Annotated in this window: 22 protein-coding genes; 15 read left to right on the top strand and 7 right to left on the bottom strand. The window is 62.6% G+C overall.

All coding sequences use genetic code 11. From position 1 onward, the window contains the following. The gene (locus NKJ58_RS09145) at positions 1 to 1,092 is read right to left on the bottom strand and encodes an FIST N-terminal domain-containing protein (protein WP_352545384.1); all 1,092 of its coding nucleotides are present in this window, start codon (positions 1,090 to 1,092) and stop codon (positions 1 to 3) included. Positions 1,093 to 1,434: 342 nt separating this feature from the next. On the opposite strand from NKJ58_RS09145, the gene NKJ58_RS09140 reads away from it, so the two are divergent. The 4 genes from NKJ58_RS09140 to NKJ58_RS09125 all read left to right on the top strand — a co-directional run bounded on the left by NKJ58_RS09140 (position 1,435) and on the right by NKJ58_RS09125 (position 6,618). Then, complete coding sequence (locus NKJ58_RS09140; RefSeq protein ID WP_023681712.1) at positions 1,435 to 1,935, top strand: (2Fe-2S)-binding protein; 501 nt, start codon at positions 1,435 to 1,437, stop codon at positions 1,933 to 1,935. A 123-nt stretch (positions 1,936 to 2,058) separates the two neighbouring features. Then, the gene (locus NKJ58_RS09135) at positions 2,059 to 4,404 is read left to right on the top strand and encodes a xanthine dehydrogenase family protein molybdopterin-binding subunit (protein WP_023688177.1); all 2,346 of its coding nucleotides are present in this window, start codon (positions 2,059 to 2,061) and stop codon (positions 4,402 to 4,404) included. A 105-nt stretch (positions 4,405 to 4,509) separates the two neighbouring features. Continuing rightward, on the top strand, positions 4,510 to 5,307 hold the full coding sequence (locus tag NKJ58_RS09130; RefSeq protein ID WP_352853017.1) for an FAD binding domain-containing protein: 798 nt from the start codon (positions 4,510 to 4,512) through the stop codon (positions 5,305 to 5,307). Between the two features lie 288 nt (positions 5,308 to 5,595). Further along, positions 5,596 to 6,618: an acyltransferase family protein gene (locus NKJ58_RS09125; RefSeq protein WP_352853016.1), complete on the top strand. Its 1,023-nt coding sequence runs from the start codon at positions 5,596 to 5,598 to the stop codon at positions 6,616 to 6,618. A gap of 39 nt (positions 6,619 to 6,657) precedes the next feature. Here the strand turns inward: NKJ58_RS09125 and NKJ58_RS09120 are convergent, their stop codons facing one another. The 5 genes from NKJ58_RS09120 to NKJ58_RS09100 form a co-directional block, all read right to left on the bottom strand. After that, complete coding sequence (locus NKJ58_RS09120) at positions 6,658 to 7,164, bottom strand: GNAT family N-acetyltransferase (RefSeq protein ID WP_352853030.1); 507 nt, start codon at positions 7,162 to 7,164, stop codon at positions 6,658 to 6,660. Continuing rightward, positions 7,164 to 7,934: a copper homeostasis protein CutC gene (locus NKJ58_RS09115; RefSeq protein WP_488377191.1), complete on the bottom strand. Its 771-nt coding sequence runs from the start codon at positions 7,932 to 7,934 to the stop codon at positions 7,164 to 7,166. The genes NKJ58_RS09120 and NKJ58_RS09115 overlap by 1 nt, the downstream gene beginning before the upstream one ends. Positions 7,935 to 8,042: 108 nt before the next feature. Further along, positions 8,043 to 8,477 carry a cupin domain-containing protein gene (locus NKJ58_RS09110; RefSeq protein WP_352853014.1) on the bottom strand — a complete coding sequence of 145 codons (435 nt, stop codon included), beginning with the start codon at positions 8,475 to 8,477 and terminating at the stop codon, positions 8,043 to 8,045. Positions 8,478 to 8,553: 76 nt separating this feature from the next. After that, on the bottom strand, positions 8,554 to 8,940 hold the full coding sequence (locus NKJ58_RS09105) for a hypothetical protein (RefSeq protein ID WP_352497809.1): 387 nt from the start codon (positions 8,938 to 8,940) through the stop codon (positions 8,554 to 8,556). 64 nt (positions 8,941 to 9,004) lie between these two features. Next, positions 9,005 to 9,601 carry an alpha-ketoglutarate-dependent dioxygenase AlkB gene (locus NKJ58_RS09100; RefSeq protein ID WP_023701700.1) on the bottom strand — a complete coding sequence of 199 codons (597 nt, stop codon included), beginning with the start codon at positions 9,599 to 9,601 and terminating at the stop codon, positions 9,005 to 9,007. A 154-nt stretch (positions 9,602 to 9,755) separates the two neighbouring features. Here NKJ58_RS09100 and NKJ58_RS09095 point away from each other — a divergent pair, with 154 nt between their 5' ends. The 9 genes from NKJ58_RS09095 (at position 9,756) to apnL (ending at position 19,227) form a co-directional block, all read left to right on the top strand. Beyond that, positions 9,756 to 9,983, top strand: a complete 228-nt coding sequence (locus NKJ58_RS09095; RefSeq protein WP_023691072.1) for a KTSC domain-containing protein — start codon at positions 9,756 to 9,758, stop codon at positions 9,981 to 9,983. Positions 9,984 to 10,119: 136 nt separating this feature from the next. Beyond that, positions 10,120 to 10,500: a hypothetical protein gene (locus tag NKJ58_RS09090; protein WP_023805419.1), complete on the top strand. Its 381-nt coding sequence runs from the start codon at positions 10,120 to 10,122 to the stop codon at positions 10,498 to 10,500. Between the two features lie 417 nt (positions 10,501 to 10,917). Continuing rightward, on the top strand, positions 10,918 to 11,745 hold the full coding sequence (locus NKJ58_RS09085; protein ID WP_023706030.1) for a phosphogluconate dehydrogenase C-terminal domain-containing protein: 828 nt from the start codon (positions 10,918 to 10,920) through the stop codon (positions 11,743 to 11,745). 323 nt (positions 11,746 to 12,068) lie between these two features. After that, positions 12,069 to 13,010, top strand: a complete 942-nt coding sequence (locus NKJ58_RS09080; RefSeq protein WP_023681704.1) for a D-ribose ABC transporter substrate-binding protein — start codon at positions 12,069 to 12,071, stop codon at positions 13,008 to 13,010. A 95-nt stretch (positions 13,011 to 13,105) separates the two neighbouring features. After that, positions 13,106 to 13,750 (top strand): DUF2291 family protein, encoded by a 645-nt coding sequence (locus NKJ58_RS09075; protein WP_352853012.1) that lies wholly within the window; start codon positions 13,106 to 13,108, stop codon positions 13,748 to 13,750. Further along, complete coding sequence (locus tag NKJ58_RS09070) at positions 13,747 to 15,294, top strand: sugar ABC transporter ATP-binding protein (protein WP_352853011.1); 1,548 nt, start codon at positions 13,747 to 13,749, stop codon at positions 15,292 to 15,294. Before NKJ58_RS09075 ends, NKJ58_RS09070 begins: the two co-directional genes overlap by 4 nt. Beyond that, complete coding sequence (locus NKJ58_RS09065; protein WP_023688190.1) at positions 15,291 to 16,355, top strand: ABC transporter permease; 1,065 nt, start codon at positions 15,291 to 15,293, stop codon at positions 16,353 to 16,355. Before NKJ58_RS09070 ends, NKJ58_RS09065 begins: the two co-directional genes overlap by 4 nt. Positions 16,356 to 16,357: 2 nt before the next feature. After that, positions 16,358 to 17,392, top strand: a complete 1,035-nt coding sequence (locus tag NKJ58_RS09060; RefSeq protein ID WP_023681700.1) for a Gfo/Idh/MocA family protein — start codon at positions 16,358 to 16,360, stop codon at positions 17,390 to 17,392. Further along, positions 17,389 to 19,227 (top strand): D-apionate lactonase, encoded by a 1,839-nt coding sequence (apnL, locus tag NKJ58_RS09055; protein ID WP_352853009.1) that lies wholly within the window; start codon positions 17,389 to 17,391, stop codon positions 19,225 to 19,227. The genes NKJ58_RS09060 and apnL overlap by 4 nt, the downstream gene beginning before the upstream one ends. A gap of 2 nt (positions 19,228 to 19,229) precedes the next feature. On the opposite strand, the gene NKJ58_RS09050 is transcribed toward apnL, so the two are convergent. After that, on the bottom strand, positions 19,230 to 19,943 hold the full coding sequence (locus tag NKJ58_RS09050; protein WP_023672607.1) for a transcriptional regulator NanR: 714 nt from the start codon (positions 19,941 to 19,943) through the stop codon (positions 19,230 to 19,232). Between the two features lie 187 nt (positions 19,944 to 20,130). Between NKJ58_RS09050 and oiaX the strand changes: the two genes are divergently transcribed. Together oiaX and NKJ58_RS09040 are read left to right on the top strand one after the other, a co-directional pair. Then, the gene (gene oiaX / locus NKJ58_RS09045; protein WP_023697638.1) at positions 20,131 to 21,381 is read left to right on the top strand and encodes a 3-oxo-isoapionate-4-phosphate decarboxylase OiaX; all 1,251 of its coding nucleotides are present in this window, start codon (positions 20,131 to 20,133) and stop codon (positions 21,379 to 21,381) included. 4 nt (positions 21,382 to 21,385) lie between these two features. Continuing rightward, a complete protein-coding gene (locus NKJ58_RS09040; protein ID WP_352853007.1) occupies positions 21,386 to 22,720 on the top strand; it encodes a four-carbon acid sugar kinase family protein in 1,335 nt (444 codons plus the stop codon). Positions 22,721 to 22,948 lie beyond the last annotated feature (228 nt).

Here is a 22,948-nt window from a genome sequence, read left to right as displayed (position 1 = left end):
CTATTCCGCCGCCTGGCGTTCGCCGAAGGCGATGCCGGTGAAGGTTTGGTTCAGATGCATCGAACGGTACTGTTCGCCATAGGTGCCGAAGCCGATGACATTGTTGACCCGGTAGAGCTCCGAAATGTCGCGGAACACCTGGCGGTTGCGGGCGTCGAGCCGGCGCAGCACGCAATCGAAGCCGAGGATCATGTCGATGCCGCCGAGCCGTTGCTCGACGTCGCGCAGTGCGGCGCGCGTGGATTCCACCATGTCCTTGGGCTGGGCGATGGACAGCACGACGCCGTCGTCTATGGCGCAAAAGAATGACAGGGAACCGTCGGCATGCATCTTCTGGATCGAGCGGCAGTAATATTCGCCGCCCACTTTCACCACCACCGGGTGCGAGGCGAAGCTCATCGGCGTCAGGTTCTGCGCAACGATGCCGACCGAGGCTGCATATTCCTCAGCCGCGTTGGTGGCGTTGAATTCGCGCACGGTGCGGTGGTCCGGATCGGATGCCGTCACCACCAGCTTCTCGTCGGTTGGGATGAAATTGTCGGTCTTGAAGACATGGAACGGGATCTCGGTGGCGATCAGCACAATGATGGCGCTGTCGGACGCAACCTTGCCGTTCGAAATCAGCCTGGTGGTTTCGAATTTCAAATCGTCGCCCGCCGAACCGCCTATCAGCGGGATGTCGTCCAGCCCCCAATGGATGGCCGAGGTTACAGCTTCCTCGGCAAAGGACAGGCCGTCGATGAAGCAGAGCGCGAAGGTGCTTTTGGCATGGCAACTGCCGGTGCGTCCGCGCAGCAACCGCCGCAAGCCCTCGACTTCATCAGTGATCCTGTCCATGCCCGACGAGGAGAGATTGTCGACCATGGTGCTGACCGCCGAAAACGACGCGGAGGGAAAGAGCATGGCGAGCACATGACCTTCCTCCAGGCCTTGCGGGGTGATCTCGCCGGCGGTCGAGCAGGCGGCGTAGGCCAGCGTCGGCGCGTGGGTCTTCAGCGCTTGCGAAAGGACGCTCGCATCAAGCAGGCTCTGGGAAAAGAACAGCAGGGCAAAGCCGGCATCGATGGCTGCGGCCTCGACGGCGACCGCCAGGGCGAATGCATCGGCGTCGGGCTCGTCGGTGGTGAGCGCCGACAGACCGGATGCATAGCTCGTCCGTGAACTGGCCAGAGGCTTCCTCCCGATATCCTCCGACGCTTCCTGCGCGCGCCCGTTTTATGTCTCTCGGCGCGTTGGCGTCGAGGGCATTGTTGCCCCCTATTCGCTCTTTGGCAATGGGGCGGACAGGCCCATGATTTTCGTTTTCTCCATGACCGAAAGTACAATGAGCGCCGTGTGTTTTTTGCGCTTTTTGCAGTGTACCAATAGCGCATGGCCGAGCGCCAAAGCCGCATCGGCAGCATGACTACCAAGGTCGATACCCAGGGAGGATGCATGTCGGACGTTTCGTTTGTCGTGAACGGAAAACGGATCAGCGGCGCTGCCGAGGACCGAACGCTTCTGGTTCATTTCCTGCGCGAAAATCTTGGTCTCACCGGAACGCATGTCGGTTGTGACACCTCTCAATGCGGCGCCTGCGTCGTGCATGTCGACGGCAAGGCGGTGAAGTCCTGTTCGATGCTGGCCGTGCAGGCCTCCGGGTCGACCGTGGTGACGATCGAAGGGCTTGCCAATGGCGGCGACCTGCATCCGATGCAGGCCGCGTTCAAGGAACATCATGGGCTGCAATGCGGCTTCTGCACGCCGGGCATGATCATGACGGCGACCGACATGATCGCGCGCCATCCCGAAGGCCTTGACGAGGCGACGGTGCGCGCCGAGCTCGAAGGCAACATCTGCCGCTGCACCGGCTACCACAACATCGTCAAGGCGATCCTCGCCGCATCGCAGACGATGGCGAAGGTGCCGAAGGGCAGGGCGAAACAGGCAGCGTAAGAAAGAAGCGAGTAGTGAATAGTGAATAGCGAGTAGTCGGTTTAGCCGAACCGCTCCGAGCACAATTCCCTACTCACTGTTCACTATTCGCTACTCACTATTCGCTATTCCGGAGGAATTCCTATGGGCATTGAAGGCATCGGCGCTCGGGTCGTGCGCAAGGAAGACAAACGGTTCATCACCGGCGCCGGCCGCTATGTCGACGACATGGTGGTTCCCGGCATGAAGCATGCCGCTTTCGTGCGCAGCCCGCACGCGCATGCTCAGATCAAGAAGATCGACGTCAGACGAGCGCAGGCGATGCCCGGCGTCATCGGGGTCTTGACCGGCAAGGAGCTCAAGGCCGACGGCATCGGCAACCTGATCTGCGGCTGGATGATCCATTCCAAGGACGGCTCGCCGATGAAGATGGGCGCGTGGTCGCCGCTGGCCGTCGACAAGGTGCGCTATGTCGGCGACGCGGTCGTCATCGTGGTGGCGGAAACCAAGGGCCAGGCCCGCGACGCGGCCGAAGCGGTCGAGATCACCTACAAGGAATTGAAGGCGGTGGTCGATGCCACCAAGGCGCTGCAAAAAGGTGCGCCGCAGGTCCATGCCGAAGCCGAGGACAATCTTATCTTCGACTGGGAGATCGGCGATGCCAAGGCGACCGACGCGGCGATCCAGGCGGCGGCCCATGTCACCCGCATGAAGATCGTCAACAACCGGCTGGTTCCCAACGCCATGGAGCCGCGCGCGGCCCTTGGCCATTACGACAAGGCCGAGGACCATTTTACCTGCTGGACGACGTCGCAGAACCCGCATGTCGCGCGGCTGGTGATGAGCGCCTTCTACAATGTCGCGCCGGAAAACAAGCTGCGCGTCATTGCGCCCGATGTCGGCGGCGGCTTCGGCTCGAAGATCTACATCTATCCCGAAGAGATCGTCTGCCTGTGGGCGTCCAAGAAAACCGGCGTCCCGGTCAAATGGGTCGCCGACCGCACCGAAAGCTTCCTCACCGACGCACATGGCCGCGACCATGTCTCGACGGTCGAAATGGCGTTCGACAAGAACAACAAGATCACCGGCTTCAAAGTCGACACCATCGCCAATCTCGGCGCCTACATGTCGCTGTTCTCGTCTTGCGTGCCGACCTATCTCTACGCGACGCTGCTGTCGGGCCAGTACAACATCCCGACGATCCACGCCAATGTGCGCACCGTCTACACCAACACGGCACCCGTCGATGCCTATCGCGGGGCAGGGCGGCCGGAAGCCACGTATCTGCTCGAACGGACAATGGAGACCGCCGCGCGTGAACTTGGGGTCTCTCCGGCGGAGTTGCGGCGCATCAATTTCATCACCGAGTTTCCGCACCAGACGCCGGTCATCATGAACTATGACGCCGGCGACTATGGAGCTTCACTCGATGCGGCGACACAGGCGTCCGACTATGCCGGCTTTGCCAAGCGCAAAGCGGCGGCCGCCAGCCAGGGCAGACTGCGCGGCATCGGCATGAGCTGCTATATCGAGGCCTGCGGCATCGCGCCGTCGGCGGCGGTCGGTTCGCTCGGCGCCGGCGTCGGTCTGTGGGAATCGGCCGAGGTGCGGGTCAATGCCGTCGGCACGATCGAGGTGCTGACCGGCTCGCACAGCCACGGCCAGGGCCATGAGACGACCTTCGCGCAACTCGTCAACCAGCGTTTTGGCGTGCCACTGGACTCGGTCTCGATCGTCCATGGAGATACCGACAAGGTGCAGATGGGTATGGGCACCTACGGCTCGCGCTCGGGCGCGGTCGGCATGTCGGCAATTGCCAAGGCGCTCGACAAGGTCGAGGCCAAGGCCAAGAAAATCGCCGCCCATCTGCTCGAAGCCGACGAGGGCGACATCGTCATCGAGAATGGCGAGGTCAAGGTCGCCGGCACCGACAAGAGCCTGCCCTGGTTCCAGGTGGCTCTTGCCGCCTACACCGCTCACAATCTGCCGGCAGGCATGGAGCCGGGACTGAAGGAAACCGCCTTCTACGATCCGGCGAACTTCACTTTCCCGGCCGGCTGCTACATCTGCGAGGTCGAGATCGATCCGGAAACCGGCACGACCGAGATCGTCCAGTTCGTCGCCGCGGACGATTTCGGCAACATCATCAACCCGATGATCGTCGAGGGCCAGGTGCATGGCGGCATCGCCCAGGGCATCGGCCAGGCGCTGCTGGAAGGCGCGCACTATGACGATAGCGGGCAGCTGCTAACGGCGAGCTACATGGACTACACCATGCCGCGCGCGGACGACCTGCCGTCATTCAAGGTGTCGACCTCGAACACGCCGTGTCCGAGCAATCCGCTCGGCATCAAGGGCTGTGGCGAGGCCGGCGCCATCGGCTCGCCGCCGGCGGTCATCAACGCCATCACCGACGCTTTGGGGATTGTGGACATCGCCATGCCAGCCTCGCCGTCAACGGTGTGGGCGGCGATTAGGGCGAAGAAATGAGTGAGTAGGGAGTAGTGAGTAGGGAATGGGCATTACCGGAGATGACAGCGTCCCTATTCCCTACTCACTACTCACTACTGCCTAACCACTTCAGGGGAGGATCCCATGTACGCAGTCAACTACCACCGCGCCGCCTCGGTCGCCGACGCCGCCAAGCTGGTGAAGAGCGGCGACGCCAGGCTTTTGTCAGGCGGCATGACGCTGATCCCGGCGATGAAGACGCGGCTCGCCGCACCGTCCGACCTGATCGACCTGTCGCGGATCAAGGAGCTGCAAGGCGTCAAGGTGTCGGGCAAGACCGTCACCATCGGCGCCGCCACAACCCATTACGACGTCGCCAATGACGAGAAGCTGCGGAAGGCCTGTCCGGCGCTTGCCCACCTTGCGTCGCTGATTGGCGATCCGGCGGTGCGCCACAAGGGCACGATCGGCGGCTCGGTCGCCAACAACGACCCAGCCGCCGATTATCCGGCGGCGCTCTTGGCGCTGGGCGCCACCATCGTCACCAACAAGCGCGAGATTTCAGCCGCGAAATTCTTCACCGGCCTGTTCGAAACGGCGCTGAAAGAAGGCGAGATCATCACCGCGGTGAGTTTTACCGCGCCGGCCAAGGCTGCTTACGAAAAATTCCGCAACCCGGCCTCGCGCTATGCGATCGTCGGCGTGTTCGTGGCAAAGGGCAAGGACGGGGTCAGCGTTGCCGTTACCGGCGCCGGCAATGACGGTGTGTTCCGCTCGAAGGAGATCGAAGCAGCACTGGCGAAGAATTTTGCCGCATCGGCGCTCGACGGCGTGAAAGTGCCGGCGAAGAATTTGATGACCGACCTCCACGCTTCGGCCGAATACCGTGCCAATTTGATCGCCGTGATGGCCAAGCGCGCGGTGGCGGCAGCCAACGCCTGACATCATAAAGCTACTGACAAGGAAAGGGGCCATCGCGGCCCCTTTGTTCGTCTGTGGCGGGCTGTAACTGCCCAGTCCTTGCGGGTTCGCTGCCACGCGCAAATCCGTTGTTTCAGGTAATTCCCGTGCAAGAACAGGCGCATACTTCCCAAGGGACTGCCCAGCCCCATTCTCGCACTTGCACAATCTGATATTGCACTGCAATATGTATAGCTTGGCGGAACACGGGGTGGATTCTGCGCGCGGCGGTGTGAGCTGCGCCAAGATCTTGCGTCGTAGAGGATCGGCATGGCCGACATCTCCGCAGCGTCTGTTGCCCTGCCGCGGGCCACAGCCGACAAAGCAGCCAGAGCAAGACTGGCCTATCTCGATGGTTGGCGCGGGCTTTCGATCGCACTGGTGCTGATCGGCCATTTCTTCCCCGTTCCCGGGATCAATCTCGGCGTGCTCGGCGTCGAGTTCTTCTTCGTGCTCTCAGGCCGGCTGATGGGCGAGATACTGTTCATCGAACGCTTTCCGCTGAAAAAATTCTTCAAGCGCCGCTTTTCGCGCATCTATCCCGCGCTGCTGGTGTTCGTGACATCAGCCATGATCGGGCTCTCCGGCACCTTTATCGCCTTCAAATGGAAGGCGGCGCTGACCGCGCTGACATTCACCTACAACTATGCCGGAATTCTCATCACCCGCGCCGGCGCGCTCGACCACATCTGGTCGCTATGCGTGGAAGAGCATGCCTACATCATCCTGGCGCTGATCAGCGTGGTGGTGACCGGGCGGGGTAATGTCGTTCGGCTGCTGGTGACGCTGTCGCTGCTGGCGATGGCCAATGGCGCCATTTCGTACTGGGTACTCGGCATGGATTACGAGCACAGCTATTGGCGCACCGATGTGCATATCGCCTCGATCCTGCTGTCGGCATCGATCTGCCTGCTCAAGCACGATGATCGGCTGCCGGCATTCCTGAAGAGCCCCTATGTCAGCCTCGTGTCGGCGGCGGCGGCTATATTGCTGTTCCTCGATCCGGTGCCGACGCCGATCCATTACCTACTGGCGGTGCCGTTGCTGGCGCTTGCCGTCAATACGCTGGACACCAGCAACTGGCATCTTACCGGCCTGCTTTCATCCAGGCCGATGGTGATGATCGGGCTATGGTCGTACTCGCTCTATCTCTGGCAACAGCCCTTCTACAAATTCGTCGCCGAGCAGGGCAGTGCACCGATCCCGATGCTGGCGGCTGTCTTCGCCTGTGCATTATGCAGCTACTATCTGGTCGAGAAGCCCGCGCGGGCCTGGCTGAACCGGAATTGGTGACAGGCGGGCCACCAAGGGCCTGTGGCGCCCAGCGATGTGTCAGCCCGCGATCTGCCTGAGGTAGTAGCGCACGGTCTTCTGGCCGCCATGGATCGCCGCTTCGCCGACCTCGCCGAAGCCAAGCGCGGCATGGAAGGCGTCCGAAGCCGGATTGGGCGGTTCGGCATTCACCTCGCAGGTGACGATGCTGTGGCCCGCGCGGGTGACTTCCCCGAACAGATCCTCGTAGAGCCGGCGGGCATGGCCGCGGCCGCGCGCTTGCGCCGCGACGACGACGCGGTCGACATAGACGAAGCGTGGATAGCGCTCGCGGAACCAGAGGAAATTCGGGCTGTCGTAGGCCGCATTCTGGTCGAAGGTCATGATGAAGGCTTCGAGCGTGCCGATGCGCCTGATGTAAAACGCTTCGCCAAGCAGGAAGGACAGCCGTTCGGGCTCGAGCCATGACAGTTCGGCGGCGTGCTCGTTGTTGAGTGCGAGAATGGCCGCTTCGTCCTGAGGCGAGACACGGCTGATCGGCGACGGCCCAGTCACGGCTTCGCTCATCATGCTCTGGCCGCCGCAATCGTCGCGGCAACCAGCGCCCCATCGGTGACTGTGGTGCGGTATTCGCGGTCCAGATCGCCGCCGCCCATGCCGACTTGCGGGTTGCGGTAGGCCATGGCGCTCGGTACGTCCTTGAGCGCGGCGAAATGCAGTTCCGTCAGCCCGGTTGATGCCAGCACCCCGGCGATGTTTTCGGGGTCCAGCGCGCCGCAGCCGAGGATGATGATGCGGCCGTCGGCCTGGCGGACGAGATCCGCCAACAGGCCGGCGCCTTCCACCGCGGTGTCCCTCTGGCCGCTGGTCAGCACGCGGCCGACCTTGCAGCGGATCAGCGCTTCCAGCGCCTCGGCCGGGTCGCGCGTCATGTCGAAGGCGCGGTGGCAGGTAACGGCGAGCGGACCGGCGGCATCGACCAGCGCGCCCATGCGGGTTTCATCGATGGTGCCGTCGGCATTGAGGCAACCGACGACGACACCGGCGACGCCGAGGTCACGAAGCGCTGCGACATCGGCGAGCATCGAGCTGTATTCGGCCTCGCTGTAGAGGAAATCGCCGCCGCGCGGCCGCACGATGACATGGAAGGGAATGGTCGCGCTCTCGAGTGCGGCGCGCACCGTGCCGAGGCTGGGCGTGATGCCGCCTTCGACCAGGCTGGCGCAGAGCTCGACCCGGTCGGCGCCGGCGGCCTGCGCGGCAAGCAGCCCATCGATGCCTTCGACGCAGATTTCGATCAGGGGGCGAGCATTTCCGGCCAAGGGGCGATCCTTCATGATTGCATGATGGCCAGCCCTAGCATCGGCTCGGTTGGTGGGGAAGCCGGAACAGCCAGTCGCTGCTTGGGCCAGCCGGGCAACCCGGCCTAGTCCGTAGCGAGAGATCTATTGTTTCTGCAGCACCGTGTTCTTGGCGCCTTGTTCGATCTGGTCGATGACCAGCAGCTTGACCGGGGCGTCGCCGATGTTGGTGGCCTGGTGCCATTGGCCGATCATCTCGATGATGAAATCGCCCGTCTTGTAGGTGTTGCTGTTGCCGGTGTCGACATTCGTCACTTTGAGTGTCCCGGCCTCCACATAGGCGTAGCGGGCAAACGGGTGCTTGTGCACCGGCAGAGTGGCGCCGATCGCGATGTCGTAGCTCGAAACCAGCACCTGGACATTTTTCTGCGGCAGTACGATCGGCTGGCCGGACGCCGTCTGGGTGCGATCGGCAAGCGGCGTGACGACCACCGGCGGGCTGGTGCTGTCCAGCGCCCGAGCGGGGTTTGCAGATAGCGCCGCCGCGAACAGCAGCATCGATGCCAGAATCTTTCGCATGGGTCCTCCAGGTTTTACCGCCACCGCGCGGCGCGACGCCAAGTTCTAACTCTCGTCAGTTACTGGAGACACAACGTCATCCGCCGGTGCCGTCGTCCATCATCGTATTCGTGAGCGCTTCATAGATGTTGCTGCATACCTGAGACCGCGGACAGTGTTTTACGATGAATGCCGGCACGACAGTCAGTGCGGCGGCGATCAGGATTTGCAGGAAGAGAGGAGCAGGCTCGAAGCGTTTGCCAAACAAGGCTCGGCAAGCGAAGTAGAGACTTTGAGCCAGGCACGCCCAGACAAGGACATGCAACAGCGTGCTCGTTGCTCTTGCATAGGGCGTTATGTATCCGTCGGGAAAGCCGACCATGCCAAGGTCGACGAGCCACTGCAGAGCCAGCAGGCAGGACAGGCATGCCCACAGAAAGGGCGCTACGCGGGTAACCAAAACTCTGCTGCGATCCACGCTCATGTGCGATCGAAGCACAACTGCGCTCGGCCTTCCAGAGCGGCTGCTGCGTGGCTTGGAGTATCGCCTATTTAAGAGTGCGCAGCGTGATGGAGTAGCGGTGACCGGCGACCGGCGGAATGCTGTGCTCCCACTCGTGGCGCGCCGGACCGTCCATGAGATAGAGGGACCTCGGTTCGACCTCGATCGTCTCGCGATCCCATTTGGAGCCGTTTTTGCGGCGCAGCCGAAAGCTGCAGGGCGCCAGCAGCGAGACGCCGGCGACGAGATCGAAATGCGGCTTGTCGCGATGCCAACCTATGCCCGCGCCCGGCGGATACTCGTTGATGAGCACTTGGGCGAATTCCGTGGCCTGCCTGCCGGCAAAATCCGCGACCTTGTCGCGAAGCGGCAGCAGGAATTTCGGGATGGGCGGCGCTTCGACGACCTGGCGCCGGTCGTAGTCATAGCGCCAGCCGAAGCCGGCGACCTGCCGGTTGGCAATATGGCCATGGAAATCGAACGGCTTGAAGGACAGTTCATTGAGGTGACGGACCAGTTCCGCCTCTTCGTCCGTTGTGATCAGGCCCGGCCGGTAGGAAAATCCTTCCGGCAGCGTGTCGGCCGCGCCGAAGAGATCGCCCTGGCTGGCATACGCTGTTGTGCTGGATTTCGTCTGTGCCATCTGACGGAGAGATAGGAAGCCTCGCCGCCTGGGCAAGATTTTCGGCGTTGTGATGCGCCTCCCTGACGGAACCTCCGCATCGTTGCGGCATTACGCATTTTCGAAGCAGGATCTGGGGCGAAGCAAGATTTTGGGACGAAGCAGGATTTTCGACATGCCGTCCACTGCCATCCGCAACACCCATTACGACCCGTCGACGAAAATCCTCTCGGTCTGGTTCGTTCCAAGCGGAGCCCGCTACGACTATGAAGAGGTCGAGCCTGAGACCTATGCGGCGTTCCGGGCCGCCTTCTCGAAAGGGCAATTTTTCAACGAGTTCGTGCGCGACCGCTACCGGTTTCACTTGGTTGAAGAAGGGCGTCCGCGAGCAACCGGGTTCTGAAGGTGCGGTGATCCGTATAAGGTCGCGAACCCCAATTGCTTTTCAAATTGACTTGTTTCAACCTGCTTTGTGGGGACGGACAATGCCGTGGTCGAGATGGCCGTAACATTGGGGGAGGCAGCTTTTGAAATGCATATTGATTATACTCGGCGTGGTAGGTGTCCTGTCTTCCGCTGCGTCTGCAAAAGATAATCGACAACACATCGACCCTGCCTATCAAAAAAACATCAACTATCTGGCCGGGCTGTCCGACGCCCAGTTGAAATTGGTCGTAACATGGTCAGCCAACGTCATCGCCGTTACGACGCGATGCCCGGCGCTGCAGCTGACTCCAGACGGAAAATCCAAAATAACGGCGATATACATCTTGTACGATGTGCAAGATAAACACCTGATGCCCAATCCCCCCAAATTCAAGAGAGCCATCAGGTTTTATGAAGGCGCTTTCCGCACGGCGGCGCAACGCACGGACAGCTGTCGGGCGGAGAAAGCCAAGGACCCGGGAAGCTACCGGTAAATAATTGTCGGCATGATCGACTAGAAGTGATTTGGCTCGCCGGAACCCCGGCGAAACGCTCTCTATAGCCCTTCGCCAAATCGCCGCGAGAACTCACGGCCCGAAAACGCGACCGGACCGCGCGGACGCGCTTCGCCTTGCTGGTGGCCCCCCACCGTCACCTCGCGACCGAGCCCCCGCAAAAATGGACCTGGAGGCTTCTAACGCGGGCATCGAACGTCTGGAAAGGCAACGGCGCTCTGGCTTGGTTGAATTCTCGGCCGCCACCGCGGAAATCGTGCGGACGGAAGCCAAACGGCGACTGCATAGCCGCTCATCAAAGCCCTGTTCAACTCCTCAATTCGTGGTAAGGTGATCATACCAGTTGATAACGTGACGATCGGCGCGGCCGTCGTTTGAATCGGGAGTAGGGATTACATGACGACGATTGCGCTACTCGGTGCCGGCGGCAAAATGGGTTACCGCCTGTCGACCAATTTTCGCGGATCGCTCTACACGGTACGCCATGTCGAGGTGAGCGAGGCCGGCCGCGAGCGGCTGAAGACCGGACTGGGCTTTGACGCGGTCAGTGCCGATGCGGCGCTGGACGGGGCGGACATCGTCATCCTGGCCGTTCCCGACACGCATATCGGCAAGGTGGCGGCTGATATCGAGAGCAAACTGGCGCCGGGCACAATGGTGATAGTGCTCGATGCGGCCGCACCCTTCGCCGGCCATCTGCCCAACCGGCCGGACCTGACCTATTTCGTCACCCATCCCTGTCATCCGCCGATCTTCAACGACGAGACCGACATGGCGGCCAAGAAGGACTATTTTGGCGGCGTCAAGGCCAAGCAGCATATGGTCAGCGCGCTGATGCAGGGACCGGAAGCGGATTACGCCAAGGGCGAGGCGGTCGCGAAAATCATCTGGGCGCCGGTCATGCGCTCGCACCGTGTCACTGTCGAACAGATGGCGCTGCTGGAGCCCGGTCTATCGGAGACGGTGTGCGCGTCACTGCTTGTCGTCATGAAGGAAGCCGTCGACGAGGTCGTCGCGCGTGGCGTCGACCAACAGGCGGCGCTCGACTTCCTGCTCGGCCACATGAACGTGCTCGGCGCCGTGATTTTCGGCGAGACCAAGGGCGTATTCTCGGATGCCTGCAACAAGGCGATCGAATTCGGCAAGCCGGTGCTGATGCGCGACGACTGGAAGCGAGTGTTCGAGCCGGAAGAGATCGCCGCGAGCATTCGGCGCATTACCTGAGACAGGCCGAGTCGGGCGCTTGCCGGAGCGCCTCGATGGCTCGACACACCCGCCATGACGAACAGATGTTTTGCTCAGTGGGAACATGTCACCTCAATTAGTGATTGACTCATCATACCAGTTGGCTTAGCTGTTAATGGCTTGGGCAAGGGTTCGCGGGAAGTACGAAGCCTGGGCGAGTGGAGGGACGGCGGGGGAGCAGCGATCGTTTGGGAAGCCGGCACCGGCATTCACCCTGAACCGATCGGCGGCCCGCGTTGCGCGATGAATTCGAATGCAGAGGCCTTGATTTATCAAGGCAATTTTTCAAACGGGAGGACATCATGAAACTCACACGCAGAATGACACTTGCGGCGTTCGCCGGCATGCTGGCGCTTGGCACGGCGGTACCCGCCTATGCGGCCGACCTCATTGCCATCATCACGCCCTCGCACGACAATCCGTTCTTCAAGGCGGAAGCCGTCGGCGCCGAAGCCAAGGCCAAGGAACTCGGCTACGAAGCGCTTGTGCTCGTCCATGATGACGACGCCAACAAGCAATCCGAATTGATCGATACGGCGATCGGTCGCGGCGCCAAGGCGATCATCCTCGACAATGCCGGCGCCGACGCCACTGTCGCTGCCGTGCAGAAGGCCAAGGACGCGGGCGTGCCGTCGTTCCTGATCGATCGCGAGATCAACGCCACCGGCGTCGCCGTGGCTCAGATCGTCTCCAACAACTACCAGGGCGCCCAGCTCGGCGCGCAGGAGTTCGTCAAGCTGATGGGCGAGAAGGGCAATTTCGTCGAGCTGGTCGGCAAGGAATCCGACACCAATGCCGGCATTCGCTCGAAGGGCTATCATGACGTCATCGACGATTATCCGGATTTGAAGATGGTCGCCCAGCAATCGGCCAACTGGAGCCAGACGGAAGCCTATTCCAAGATGGAATCGATCCTGCAGGCCAACCCGGATATCAAGGGCGTCATCTCCGGCAACGACACCATGGCGATGGGCGCGTATGCGGCGCTGGTTGCGGCGAACCGCAAGGACGTCATCGTCGTTGGCTTCGACGGATCCAACGACGTGCGCGACTCCATCACCGCGGGCGGCATCAAGGCAACCGTCCTGCAGCCGGCCTATGCGCAGGCGCAGATGGCGGTCGAGCAGGCCAACGACTTCATCAAGAACAAGAAGTCGCCGGCCAAGGAAAAGCAGCTGATGGACTGCGTCTTGGTCAATGGTGACAATGCTGCCAAGCTGGAAACGTTTGCGCTGACCAACTGAGCCGGCGTGACATGAATAGCGAGGGGCGAGCCAAGGGTCGTCCCTCGTCGCCATTTTCCGTGGGTGCCGACCACCATGCTGAACAACAAACCATCATGCTGAACAACAAGCCGAACTGGCCGATCCTTGTCGTTGCAGTCGGCATCAGCCTGACCGCCTGCAAGATCCTGCCGACGCCCTCGGGGGACAGCGGCAGCGCCGCCGCCTTCAATCCGGACAAGATGGTCGAGGAGATCTGGGCCGCGAAGGTCGTGCCATATCTCCAAAAAAAGGCCGGACCGTTTGCGCAAGTCCACGCTCTGGCGAAAACCGATCCTGCTTCCGCCGGCGCCAAATATGGCAATCCGAACAAGCAGGCGAATTCGCCCTGGACCTTCGCGGTTCGCGTCGAGGGCAAGATCATCGCCGCCAACACGCAGTCGCGGGCAGCGACCATGGATGTCGATGTCGACGGCGACGGCAAGGCCGATGCGCGGGTCCAGATCGGGCCGGCGATGCGCGGAACCGCGCTGCGCGACAGCCTCGATTTCATCCAGTTCAACGATTTTACCAATCAGATCGACTTTGCCCAGTTGGGCAAGGCGTTCAACGCCTATGCCGTCAAGGCCGTGCTTGCCAAACTGCCGCGTGACGCGCTGGAAGGTCGGACCGCCAAGGTTCTCGGCGCCTATACGCTCGAGAGCGGCCAGGACCTGCCGCTGGTGACGCCGGCGGAGACAGAAATCTGGCCGAAGCCATGAGCGCTGCGGTTGCTCACGATGTCATCCTGAAACTGGAGGACGTCTCCAAGGTGTATTCAGGCACCGTCGCGGTCAAGCGCGCGAATTTCGAGGTGCGCAAGGGCGCGGTCAATGTGCTGGTCGGCGAAAACGGCGCCGGCAAATCGACGCTGATGAAGATCATCGCCGGCGTCGAACAGCCGACGCTCGGCCGGATCCTCCTGGAAGGGGAAGAGGTGTCCTTCTCGTCATCGGGCGACGCGGTGAACCGCGGCATCGGCATGGTGTTCCAGGAGCTGAACCTGTTTGGCAATATGACCGTCGCCGAGAACATCTTCGCCACGCGCGAGATCACCAACCGGTTCCGCAAGATCGACCGCAAGGAGCAGGAGCGTCGCGCGGCGCAATTTCTCGAACGCCTGCAGGCCGGGATAAGGCCCGACATGCTGGTCGAGGATCTGCGCATCGGCCAGCAGCAGCTGGTCGAGATCGCCAAGGCGGTTTCGCTCGATGCGCGCATCCTGATCATGGACGAGCCGACCTCGGCGCTCAGTGCGGCGGAAGTCGAGATCCTGTTCAAGGTGATCGCCGACCTCAAGGCGCGCGGCGTGGCGATCGTCTACATCTCGCACCGGCTGGAAGAACTGATCCGCATCGGCGACTACATCACCGTGCTGCGCGATGGGCACATCACCGGCCAGGAGGAGATGAAAAACGTCGACACGCGGTGGATCGTGCGGCAGATGATCGGCTCCGACGCCAAGGATTTTGCCAAAGCCGACGGCCATGTTCGCGGCGAAGAGATATTCCGCGCCGAGGACATCTGCCTGCCGCGGGCTACCGGCGGGCTGGCGGTCGATCACGTCTCGCTGTCGCTGCGCGCCGGCGAGATACTCGGCATATACGGCCTGATGGGCGCCGGGCGGAGCGAGCTGTTCGACTGCATCATGGGCCGCCATGGCCAGGCGACCGGCGCGATCTTCATCGCCGGCAAAAAGGTCAAGGAGCGCGACACGACGCGGCGTATCCGGCGCGGGCTGGCGCTGATCCCCGAAGACCGCCAACGCGAAGGGCTAGTCTCGATCCTGTCCGTCGCGAGCAATCTGACACTGGCCAGCCTGTCGCGTTTTGTCCGCCTGTTTCACATTCGCGGCGGCCACGAGAAGCAGGCGGTGACGCAGATGGTGCGGGAACTGGCGATCAAGGTCGCCGACCCGGCGCAGGAGGTCTCATCGCTGTCGGGCGGCAACCAGCAAAAGGTGGTGATCGGAAAGGCGCTGCTCACCGGGCCGAAGGTGCTGCTGATGGACGAGCCGAGCCGTGGCATCGATGTCGGCGCCAAGGCCGACGTCTTCCGCACCATGCGCAAACTGTCGCGAGACGGGCTCGGCATTCTGTTCGCCACCTCGGATCTCGATGAGGTGATGGCGCTGTCCGATCGCATCGCGGTGATGAGCAATGGAAAACTGACGGGCATGTTCGATCGCGCCGAGGCGACGGAGGCAGCCCTTGTCGCCGCCTCGGCACTTGGCCACGGACCGGCCCCGCACACGGAGAACCCATGACTGACATCCCGGCCAAGGCGGCTGTCTCCTCCGTTTCGAGCGGCTCGCTGCTGCTGACGCTGATGAAGGCGAGGACCTTCATCGCGCTGATCGCCGTCTTGATCTTCTTCTCGATCGCGGCGCCGAATTTCCTGTCGACAGCCAATCTGATCCTGATGTCGAAACATGTGGCGCTGAACGCCTTCCTCGCCATGGGCATGACCTTCGTCATCATCACCGGCGGCATCGATCTCTCAGTCGGCTCGATCGTCGGCCTGTGCGGCATGGTCGCCGGCTACCTCGTGCTCAACGGCATCGACCTGCAATTCGGCTACACCGTCTATTTCAACGTCGTCGAGATCGCGCTGATCACGCTGGCGGTCGGCATATTGATCGGCGCCGTCAACGGACTGCTGATCACCAGGCTGAACGTCGCGCCGTTCATCGCCACGCTCGGCGTGCTCTATGTCGCGCGCGGCCTGGCGTTGCTGTCGTCGGACGGCCGCACCTTCCCCAACCTCGTCGGCAAGCCGGAGCTTGGCACCACCGGGTTTGGTTTCCTCGGCGCCGGGCGGCTGCTCGGCCTGCCGGTGGCGATCTGGATACTGATCGTCGTTGCGCTGGCGGCGGCCTACCTCGCCAAATACACCCCGCTCGGCCGCCACATCTTCGCCGTCGGCGGCAATGAACGGGCGTCGCGAATTTCGGGCGTTCGTGTCAACATGGTGAAAATGTTCGTCTACATGTTCTCCGGCTTCTGCGCGGCGATCGTCGGCCTGATCATCTCGTCCGAACTGATGGCCTCGCACCCGGCAACAGGCGAAAGTTTCGAGCTCAACGCCATTGCGGCGGCGGTGCTCGGCGGCACCTCGATGTCGGGTGGGCGCGGCACGATCGGCGGCACCATTGTCGGCGCCTTCGTCATCGGCATTCTTTCGGACGGGTTGGTGATGATGGGCGTGAGTTCCTTCTGGCAGATGGTGATCAAGGGCCTTGTCATCATCGTCGCCGTCGTCGTCGACCAAGCGCAGCGCCGGCTGCAGAGCCGGGTGACGCTGATGCAGATGGCAAAGGCAGGCTGAGCATGGCGGAGTTGCGGGGAGGGCTCATCGGCTGCGGCTTCTTTGCCATCAACCAGATGCATGCCTGGCGCGACATTGAAGGCGCCGCGATGGTCGCCATTTGCGACCGCGACCCGGAGCGGCTGCGCATCATCGGCGACCAGTTCGGCATTGCGAAGCGCTACACCGACGCGGCAGAGATGTTTGCAAGCGAAAGCCTCGACTTCGTCGATATCGCCACCACCGTTCCCAGCCATCGTCCGCTGGTCGAGATGGCGGCGCTGCACCGTGTGCCGGTGATTTGCCAAAAGCCGTTCGCGCCGACGCTTGCCGACGCCAAGGCGATGGTGAGGGCCTGCGTGGAAGCCGGCGTACCGCTGATGGTGCATGAGAATTTTCGCTGGCAGTCGGCGATCCAGGCGGTGCGTGCCGTGCTCGACAGCGGCGAGATCGGCACGCCGTTCTTCGGGCGCATCTCCTTCCGCTCTGCCTATGACGTGTTTTCCGGCCAGCCCTATCTCGCCAAGGGAAAGCGCTTCATCATCGAGGACCTCGGTATCCACAGTCTCGACATCGCCCGTTTTCTACTGGGCGACGTGTCGACGATCACGACGCGAACCGCGCGCATCAACCCCGGCATCGCGGGCGAAGATGTCGCGACGATGCTGATGGACCACAAGAGCGGGGCGACGTCAGTGGTCGACTGTAGCTACGCGACGAAGCTCGCCACCGAACCGTTTCCCGAAACGCTGATCGAGATCGACGGCAGCGACGGCACGATCCGCTTGGCGCAGGGATATCGGCTCACCGTCACCGGCAGGAGCGGCACGAAGATCACCGACGTTTCGCCGCCCGTACTCGCCTGGGCATCGCGCCCATGGCACAACATCCAGGAGAGCGTCGTCGCCATCCAGCAGCACTGGGTCGACTGCCTGGCAAAGGGAACCGAGCCGGCGACCTCGGGCGCCGACAACCTCAAGACATTCGCGCTGGTCGAGGCGGCCTATCTGGGCGCCGCGAGCCACGAACCTGTCCACCTGGATGGCTTGCTGACATGACAGCCGACGCCTTCCTCCTCTACGGTACGCATGCCGTCGAGGCGGAGCCGGTCAGGCTGAATGCCGGTCTGCTCAGCGCCGACTTTGTCAACGGCAACCTGCGCACCATCCGTTACGGTGGCATCGAAGTGTTGCGCGCCATCGCCTACATCGTGCGCGACCGCGACTGGGGCACCTATGAACCGGCGCTGACGGACCTTGCCGTCGATCAGGACGCCGACAGCTTCTCCGTCAGCTACTCCGCAACTTGCTTAGCGCCGGGCGGAAGCCGGCTAGACTTTCGCGCTACGATCAAGGGCTCCGCCAACGGTAACCTGGTGTTCGACGTCTGCGCGGTCCCTGAAAGCGATTTCGAGACCAACCGTTGCGGTTTCTGCATCCTGCATCCGATCGCCGGCCTCGCCGGCAGTGCGGTGACGGTCGAGCATACCGACGGCAGCGTGGTGGCGACGAAACTGCCGCTGTTGATCGATCCCTGGCAGCCTTTCAAGGATTTGCGCGCGATCACCCATGAGGTCCGGCCGGGCATCACTGCCGAATGCCGGATGGAGGGCGACACTTTCGAGATGGAGGACCAGCGTAACTGGTCGGACGCGTCCTACAAGACCTATGTGCGGCCACTGGCGCTGCCTTGGCCCTATGTGCTGCCGGCCGGCCAAACTGTAAGCCAGACGGTCAGGCTTCGCATCACCGGCGAGGGGGGAATGCCGGCCGCAGCATCTGCCGCCGAACCGGTCAGCGTCGAACTCGGCGAGACCGGGCAGAGGCTGCCGGATCTCGGCGTGATCATCTACCCGGATGAGGTCGAAGCAGCGCTCGCAAATCTTTCGACATTGACCGAGCTCGGCCCGCAGCAACTTGTCTTCCACTACGATCCGACGCGCGGCCACGGTCTCGAAGCATTGCAGTCTTATGCAAGGCTCACCGCCGCCTATCCGGTGCAGACGACGCTGGAATGCGTCGTTGCCTGCGCGGGCGACCTCGATGCCGAGCTGTCAGGCGTTGCCGACATGGTGCGTCAAGCCGGGTTGAAGCTTTCGGCCATTGCCGTCTCGCCTTCGGTTGACCGGCAGTCGACACCGCCGGGCAGTGCGTGGCCGGACTGTCCGCCGCTCGAAGACGTCTATGACGCGGCGCGGCGCGCCTTTCCCGATATCCGGCTTGGTGGCGGCATGTTCAGCTATTTCACCGAGCTCAACCGCAAGCGCGTGCCGGGGGGCCTGCTCGATTTCGTCACCCACTGCACGTGCCCGATCGTGCACGCTGCCGACGATCTCAGCGTCATGCAGTCGCTGGAGGCGCTGCCCTTCATCACCGCGTCGACGCGGGCGATCTTCGGGGCAAAGCCCTACCGCATCGGTCCGTCGACGCTCGCCATGCGCCAGAACCCCTATGGCGGCGCGACCAAGGGCAATCCCGGGGGACAGCGCATCGCCATGGCCGATCGCGACCCTCGTCATGCCGGCCTGTTCGCTGCCGCATGGACGATCGGCTATGCCGCGCGTGTCGCGCCGGCCGGGCTGGAACTGCTCACGCTGTCCGGCTTCGCCGGGCCCTTCGGCGTGCTCGCAGCATCCGGCGAACCCGTCGCGGAAGGATCGCCTCGGCCGATCTTCGATGCCATCAAGGGGCTTTGCGAACTGGCCGGCCTTGCCCATGTTGCGGCAAGGACGAGCGACGAGACCAAGGTGCTGGCGCTGGCCGGCCGCTCCGCTTCGGGCAAGACCGTGGCGTGGCTGGCGAACCTGACGGCGGACGACGTGACGGTCGACATCTCAGCGTTTGGCCGAGGCCAACTGGTGATGACCCCTTACGCGATCACGCGGATCAGCTGAAATCAGTTGCCGGAGTTCATCACATAAAGCGCGCGCGAGCGCTCGAGGTGCTTGATCATCGCCTTCTCGGCGCCGTCGGCATCCTTCTTCTCAATGCGGCCGATGATCTCTTCATGCTCGGTCAGCGTGAACTGTTCCTTGCCGGTCCAGATCAGCATTTCGGTGTGATATTCCTTCAGCCAACCGAGCATCGCCTCGCTGACGGCGATATAGATCGGGTTGCCCGAGATCGCCGCGATCTGGGTGTGAAACTTCATGTCGGCGGAGATGAAGGCTTCGGAATCGCCGCGAAAGCCACGCTGTTCGGCAATTGTGGCCCGCAGCTGCTCAACGTCCTCGGCAGTGGCGTTTTCGGCGGCTTCCCTGACCATACCGCGCTCGAAGAAGATGCGCGCCGTTTTCAGGTGTTCCAACGTGTCCTTCGACGACGACAGGATGATCTTGGCTGCGCCATCGACCTGCTTGATGATCGACTTGGCGGTCAGCTGGAGCACCTTGGCGCGTTCCCCATGCGAGATCGCGACGAGGCCCATATTGCTCAGCGCCTGCATCGCCTCGCGGATCGCGGGACGGCCGACCTCGAAGCGCTCCATCAACTCGCGCTCCGACGGCATGTCGTCGCCCGGCGTCAATTCTCCGCTGGTGATCAGGCGCTTCAGCCGCAAAAACACTTCGTCGGAAAGTTTGCGCCGGACGATCGGCTCCGAACGGTTCATCGTCGCGAATCACTCCCTTGACCTGTGTCTATCTAGCACTGCCGCAGCTGTTCCCGGAATGGCTGTCGCCCCGATCGCCCATAGCCGCCAGACAGGATATTGCTTGCAAAGCTTATGTACTCATTATACCAGATTCCGACGATCAAGGAACTCTTTTCGAACCCCCTGCGGCCTCAGACAACGAACCATGATCACGCTCACCTACCGCATCGAGACATCAGGCAGCATCGAGACGCTGGCAGCCAAGATCGCCAGCGACCAGTCGACTGGAACCTTCGTCGCGCTGCCCGGCGAGACCGAGGAACTGAAAGCCCGGGTGGCCGCGCGTGTCCTGGCCATTCGGCACCTGCCGGACGCACTTCGCCCCTCCATTCCCGAGGCCGGTAACGGGCCGTTCAAGCGCGCGGATGTCGACATCGCCTTTCCATTCGATGCCATCGGCCACGACCTGTCGGCTCTGATGACCATTGCCATCGGCGGCGCCTATTCGATCAAGGGCCTAACCGGCATTCGCGTTGTCGACATGAAGCTGCCGGAGCAATTCCGCGGCGCGCATCCAGGTCCGCAATTCGGCGTCGCCGGCAGCCGCAGGCTGACAGGTGTCACGGATCGGCCGATCATCGGCACCATCGTCAAGCCGGCGCTGGGGCTGCGGCCCCCCGAGACCGCCGCGATGGTGGGCGAGCTGATCGCCGCCGGTGTCGATTTCATCAAGGACGATGAGAAGCTGATGAGCCCAGCCTATTCGCCGCTGGCGGAGCGGGTAAAGGCAATCATGCCGCTGATCCTCGACCACGAGCAGAGGACCGGCAAGAAGGTGATGTATGCCTTCGGCATCTCGCATGCCGACCCGGACGAGATGATGCGCAATCACGATCTGGTGGCCAAGGCCGGCGGAAATTGCGCGGTGGTCAACATCAACTCCGTCGGTTTCGGTGGCCTGGCCTTCTTGAGAAAACGCTCCAGCCTGGTGCTTCACGCTCATCGCAACGGCTGGGACATCCTCACCCGCCATCCCGGCCTCGGTATGAACTTCAAGGTCTGGCAACAGTTCTGGCGGCTGCTCGGCGTCGACCAGTTCCAGATCAACGGCATCCAATCGAAATACTGGGAGCCGGACGCGTCCTTCGTCGAGTCCTTCAAGGCGGTGACGACGCCGATTTTTGCGCCTGAGGATTGCGCCTTGCCTGTGGCGGGCTCCGGCCAATGGGGCGGGCAAGCGCCCGAGACCTATGAACGGACCGGCCGGACAGTCGATCTGCTCTATCTGTGCGGCGGCGGCATCGTCAGCCATCCGGATGGACCGGGCGCCGGGGTGCGTGCCGTGCAGCAAGCCTGGCAGGCGGCGGTCGACGGCATTCCGCTGGCGGATTTCGCCTTGAGCCATCCTGAGCTGGCGCGGTCGATCGAAAAATTCGGCGACGGCAAAGCGGCCTGAAGCAATGCAAGACCTGCTTCTCAGCTATTATGGCGACGACCTCACCGGCTCGACCGACGTCATGGAAGCGCTCGAACTCGGCGGCGTGCCGACCGTGCTATTTATGCGCCAGCCGGACGCGGCCATGGTTGAGCAGTTCAGCCATTGCCGCGCCATTGGCCTGGCCGGCACCAGCCGCAGCGAGACCCCGCAATGGATGAACACGCATCTGAGCGATGCCTTCGCTTGGCTGAAGACGCTGAATGCCGCGATCTGTCACTACAAGGTCTGCTCCACCTTCGATTCCAGCCCGACCATCGGCAGCATCGGTCGCGCCATCGAGATCGGCCGTTCGGTCTTCGCGCAGGACAGCGTGCCGCTGCTGGTCGGGGCGCCGCAACTCAAGCGTTACACTGCCTTCGGTCATCTATTCGCGGCCTATCGTGAAAAGTATTTCCGCATCGACCGCCATCCGGTGATGAGCCGCCACCCGACGACGCCGATGGATGAATCCGACCTGCTGATCCATCTGTCGCGGCAGACGGAGCTCACATCGGGGCTGGTCGATCTCGCGACGTTGCAGTCGGCGTCGCGCTCGGAAGCCTTCGACCGCTTGCTCGCAAAGGGCACCGACATCGTACTTGTCGATGTCGACAGCCTCGAGACGCAGGCGCTTGCCGGCAAGGAGATATGGCGCGCCCGCAAGCCGGGCGGTTCGTTCGTCGTCGGCTCGTCGGGGATCGAATATGCGCTACTGGCCGAATGGGTGTCGAGTGGGACAGTCAGAGCTGAGCCAGGATTTTCGCCGCCAGGTGCCGCCGACCGGATCGCGGTCGTCTCGGGCAGTTGTTCGCCGACGACCGAACGACAGATCCGGCACGCTTTGACCGACGGCTTCGATGGCATCGAGGTCGATCCCGTCGAACTGATCTCCGAAGCTTCCGGAGATGCGATCGCACGCGCGACGGCAGCCGGTCGCGCCAGTCTGGAAGCCGGGCGCAGCGTCGTTCTCTACACGGCCCTTGGACCCGCGGCCGATAGGGGGGGCGAAATCGACCGCCAGGAAGGCGCCCGCCACAAGCTCGGGCGGGGCCTCGGCGAACTGCTTCGCGCGCTGACCATCGAGCAGAGGTTGCAGCGCGTGGTCGTTGCCGGCGGCGATACGTCGAGCCACGCGCTCGGCCAGATGGGTGTCGATGCGCTGACCGTGCGGATGCCGTTGCCGGCGTCGCCGGGCTCGCCGCTTTGCGTCGCTCACTCGCGCGTCAAGGCGATCGATGGGCTGGAGGTGGCACTCAAGGGCGGGCAGGTTGGAACCGACCGCTATTTCAGCGCCATCCGTGACGGCCTTAGCAGCTGATTACGCGTCGCCTGGCAACGGCGAGATCCATTCATGCCCTCTAACGGCGCCGTAGCGGTTTTTGTCGCGCATGTTGACGTTAAATTCACATAAAGATATGGGTGTTTTGTCGGGGCAAGGTACTTTTGCCATTTATCCGCCTTGCTCTATCGGGGTTGTCGCCATGTGTTTCGCCCTTGCATCAGACTGCAGGATCGCCCTGTAGCAATCGCCAATGCTGAAAGAGGC

Origin of the sequence: Mesorhizobium sp. M0139 (assembly GCF_040322455.1) — a bacterium.
In the GTDB taxonomy this organism is placed as follows: Bacteria; Pseudomonadota; Alphaproteobacteria; order Rhizobiales; family Rhizobiaceae; genus Mesorhizobium.
This window is presented reverse-complemented; position numbering and strand designations above follow the sequence as displayed.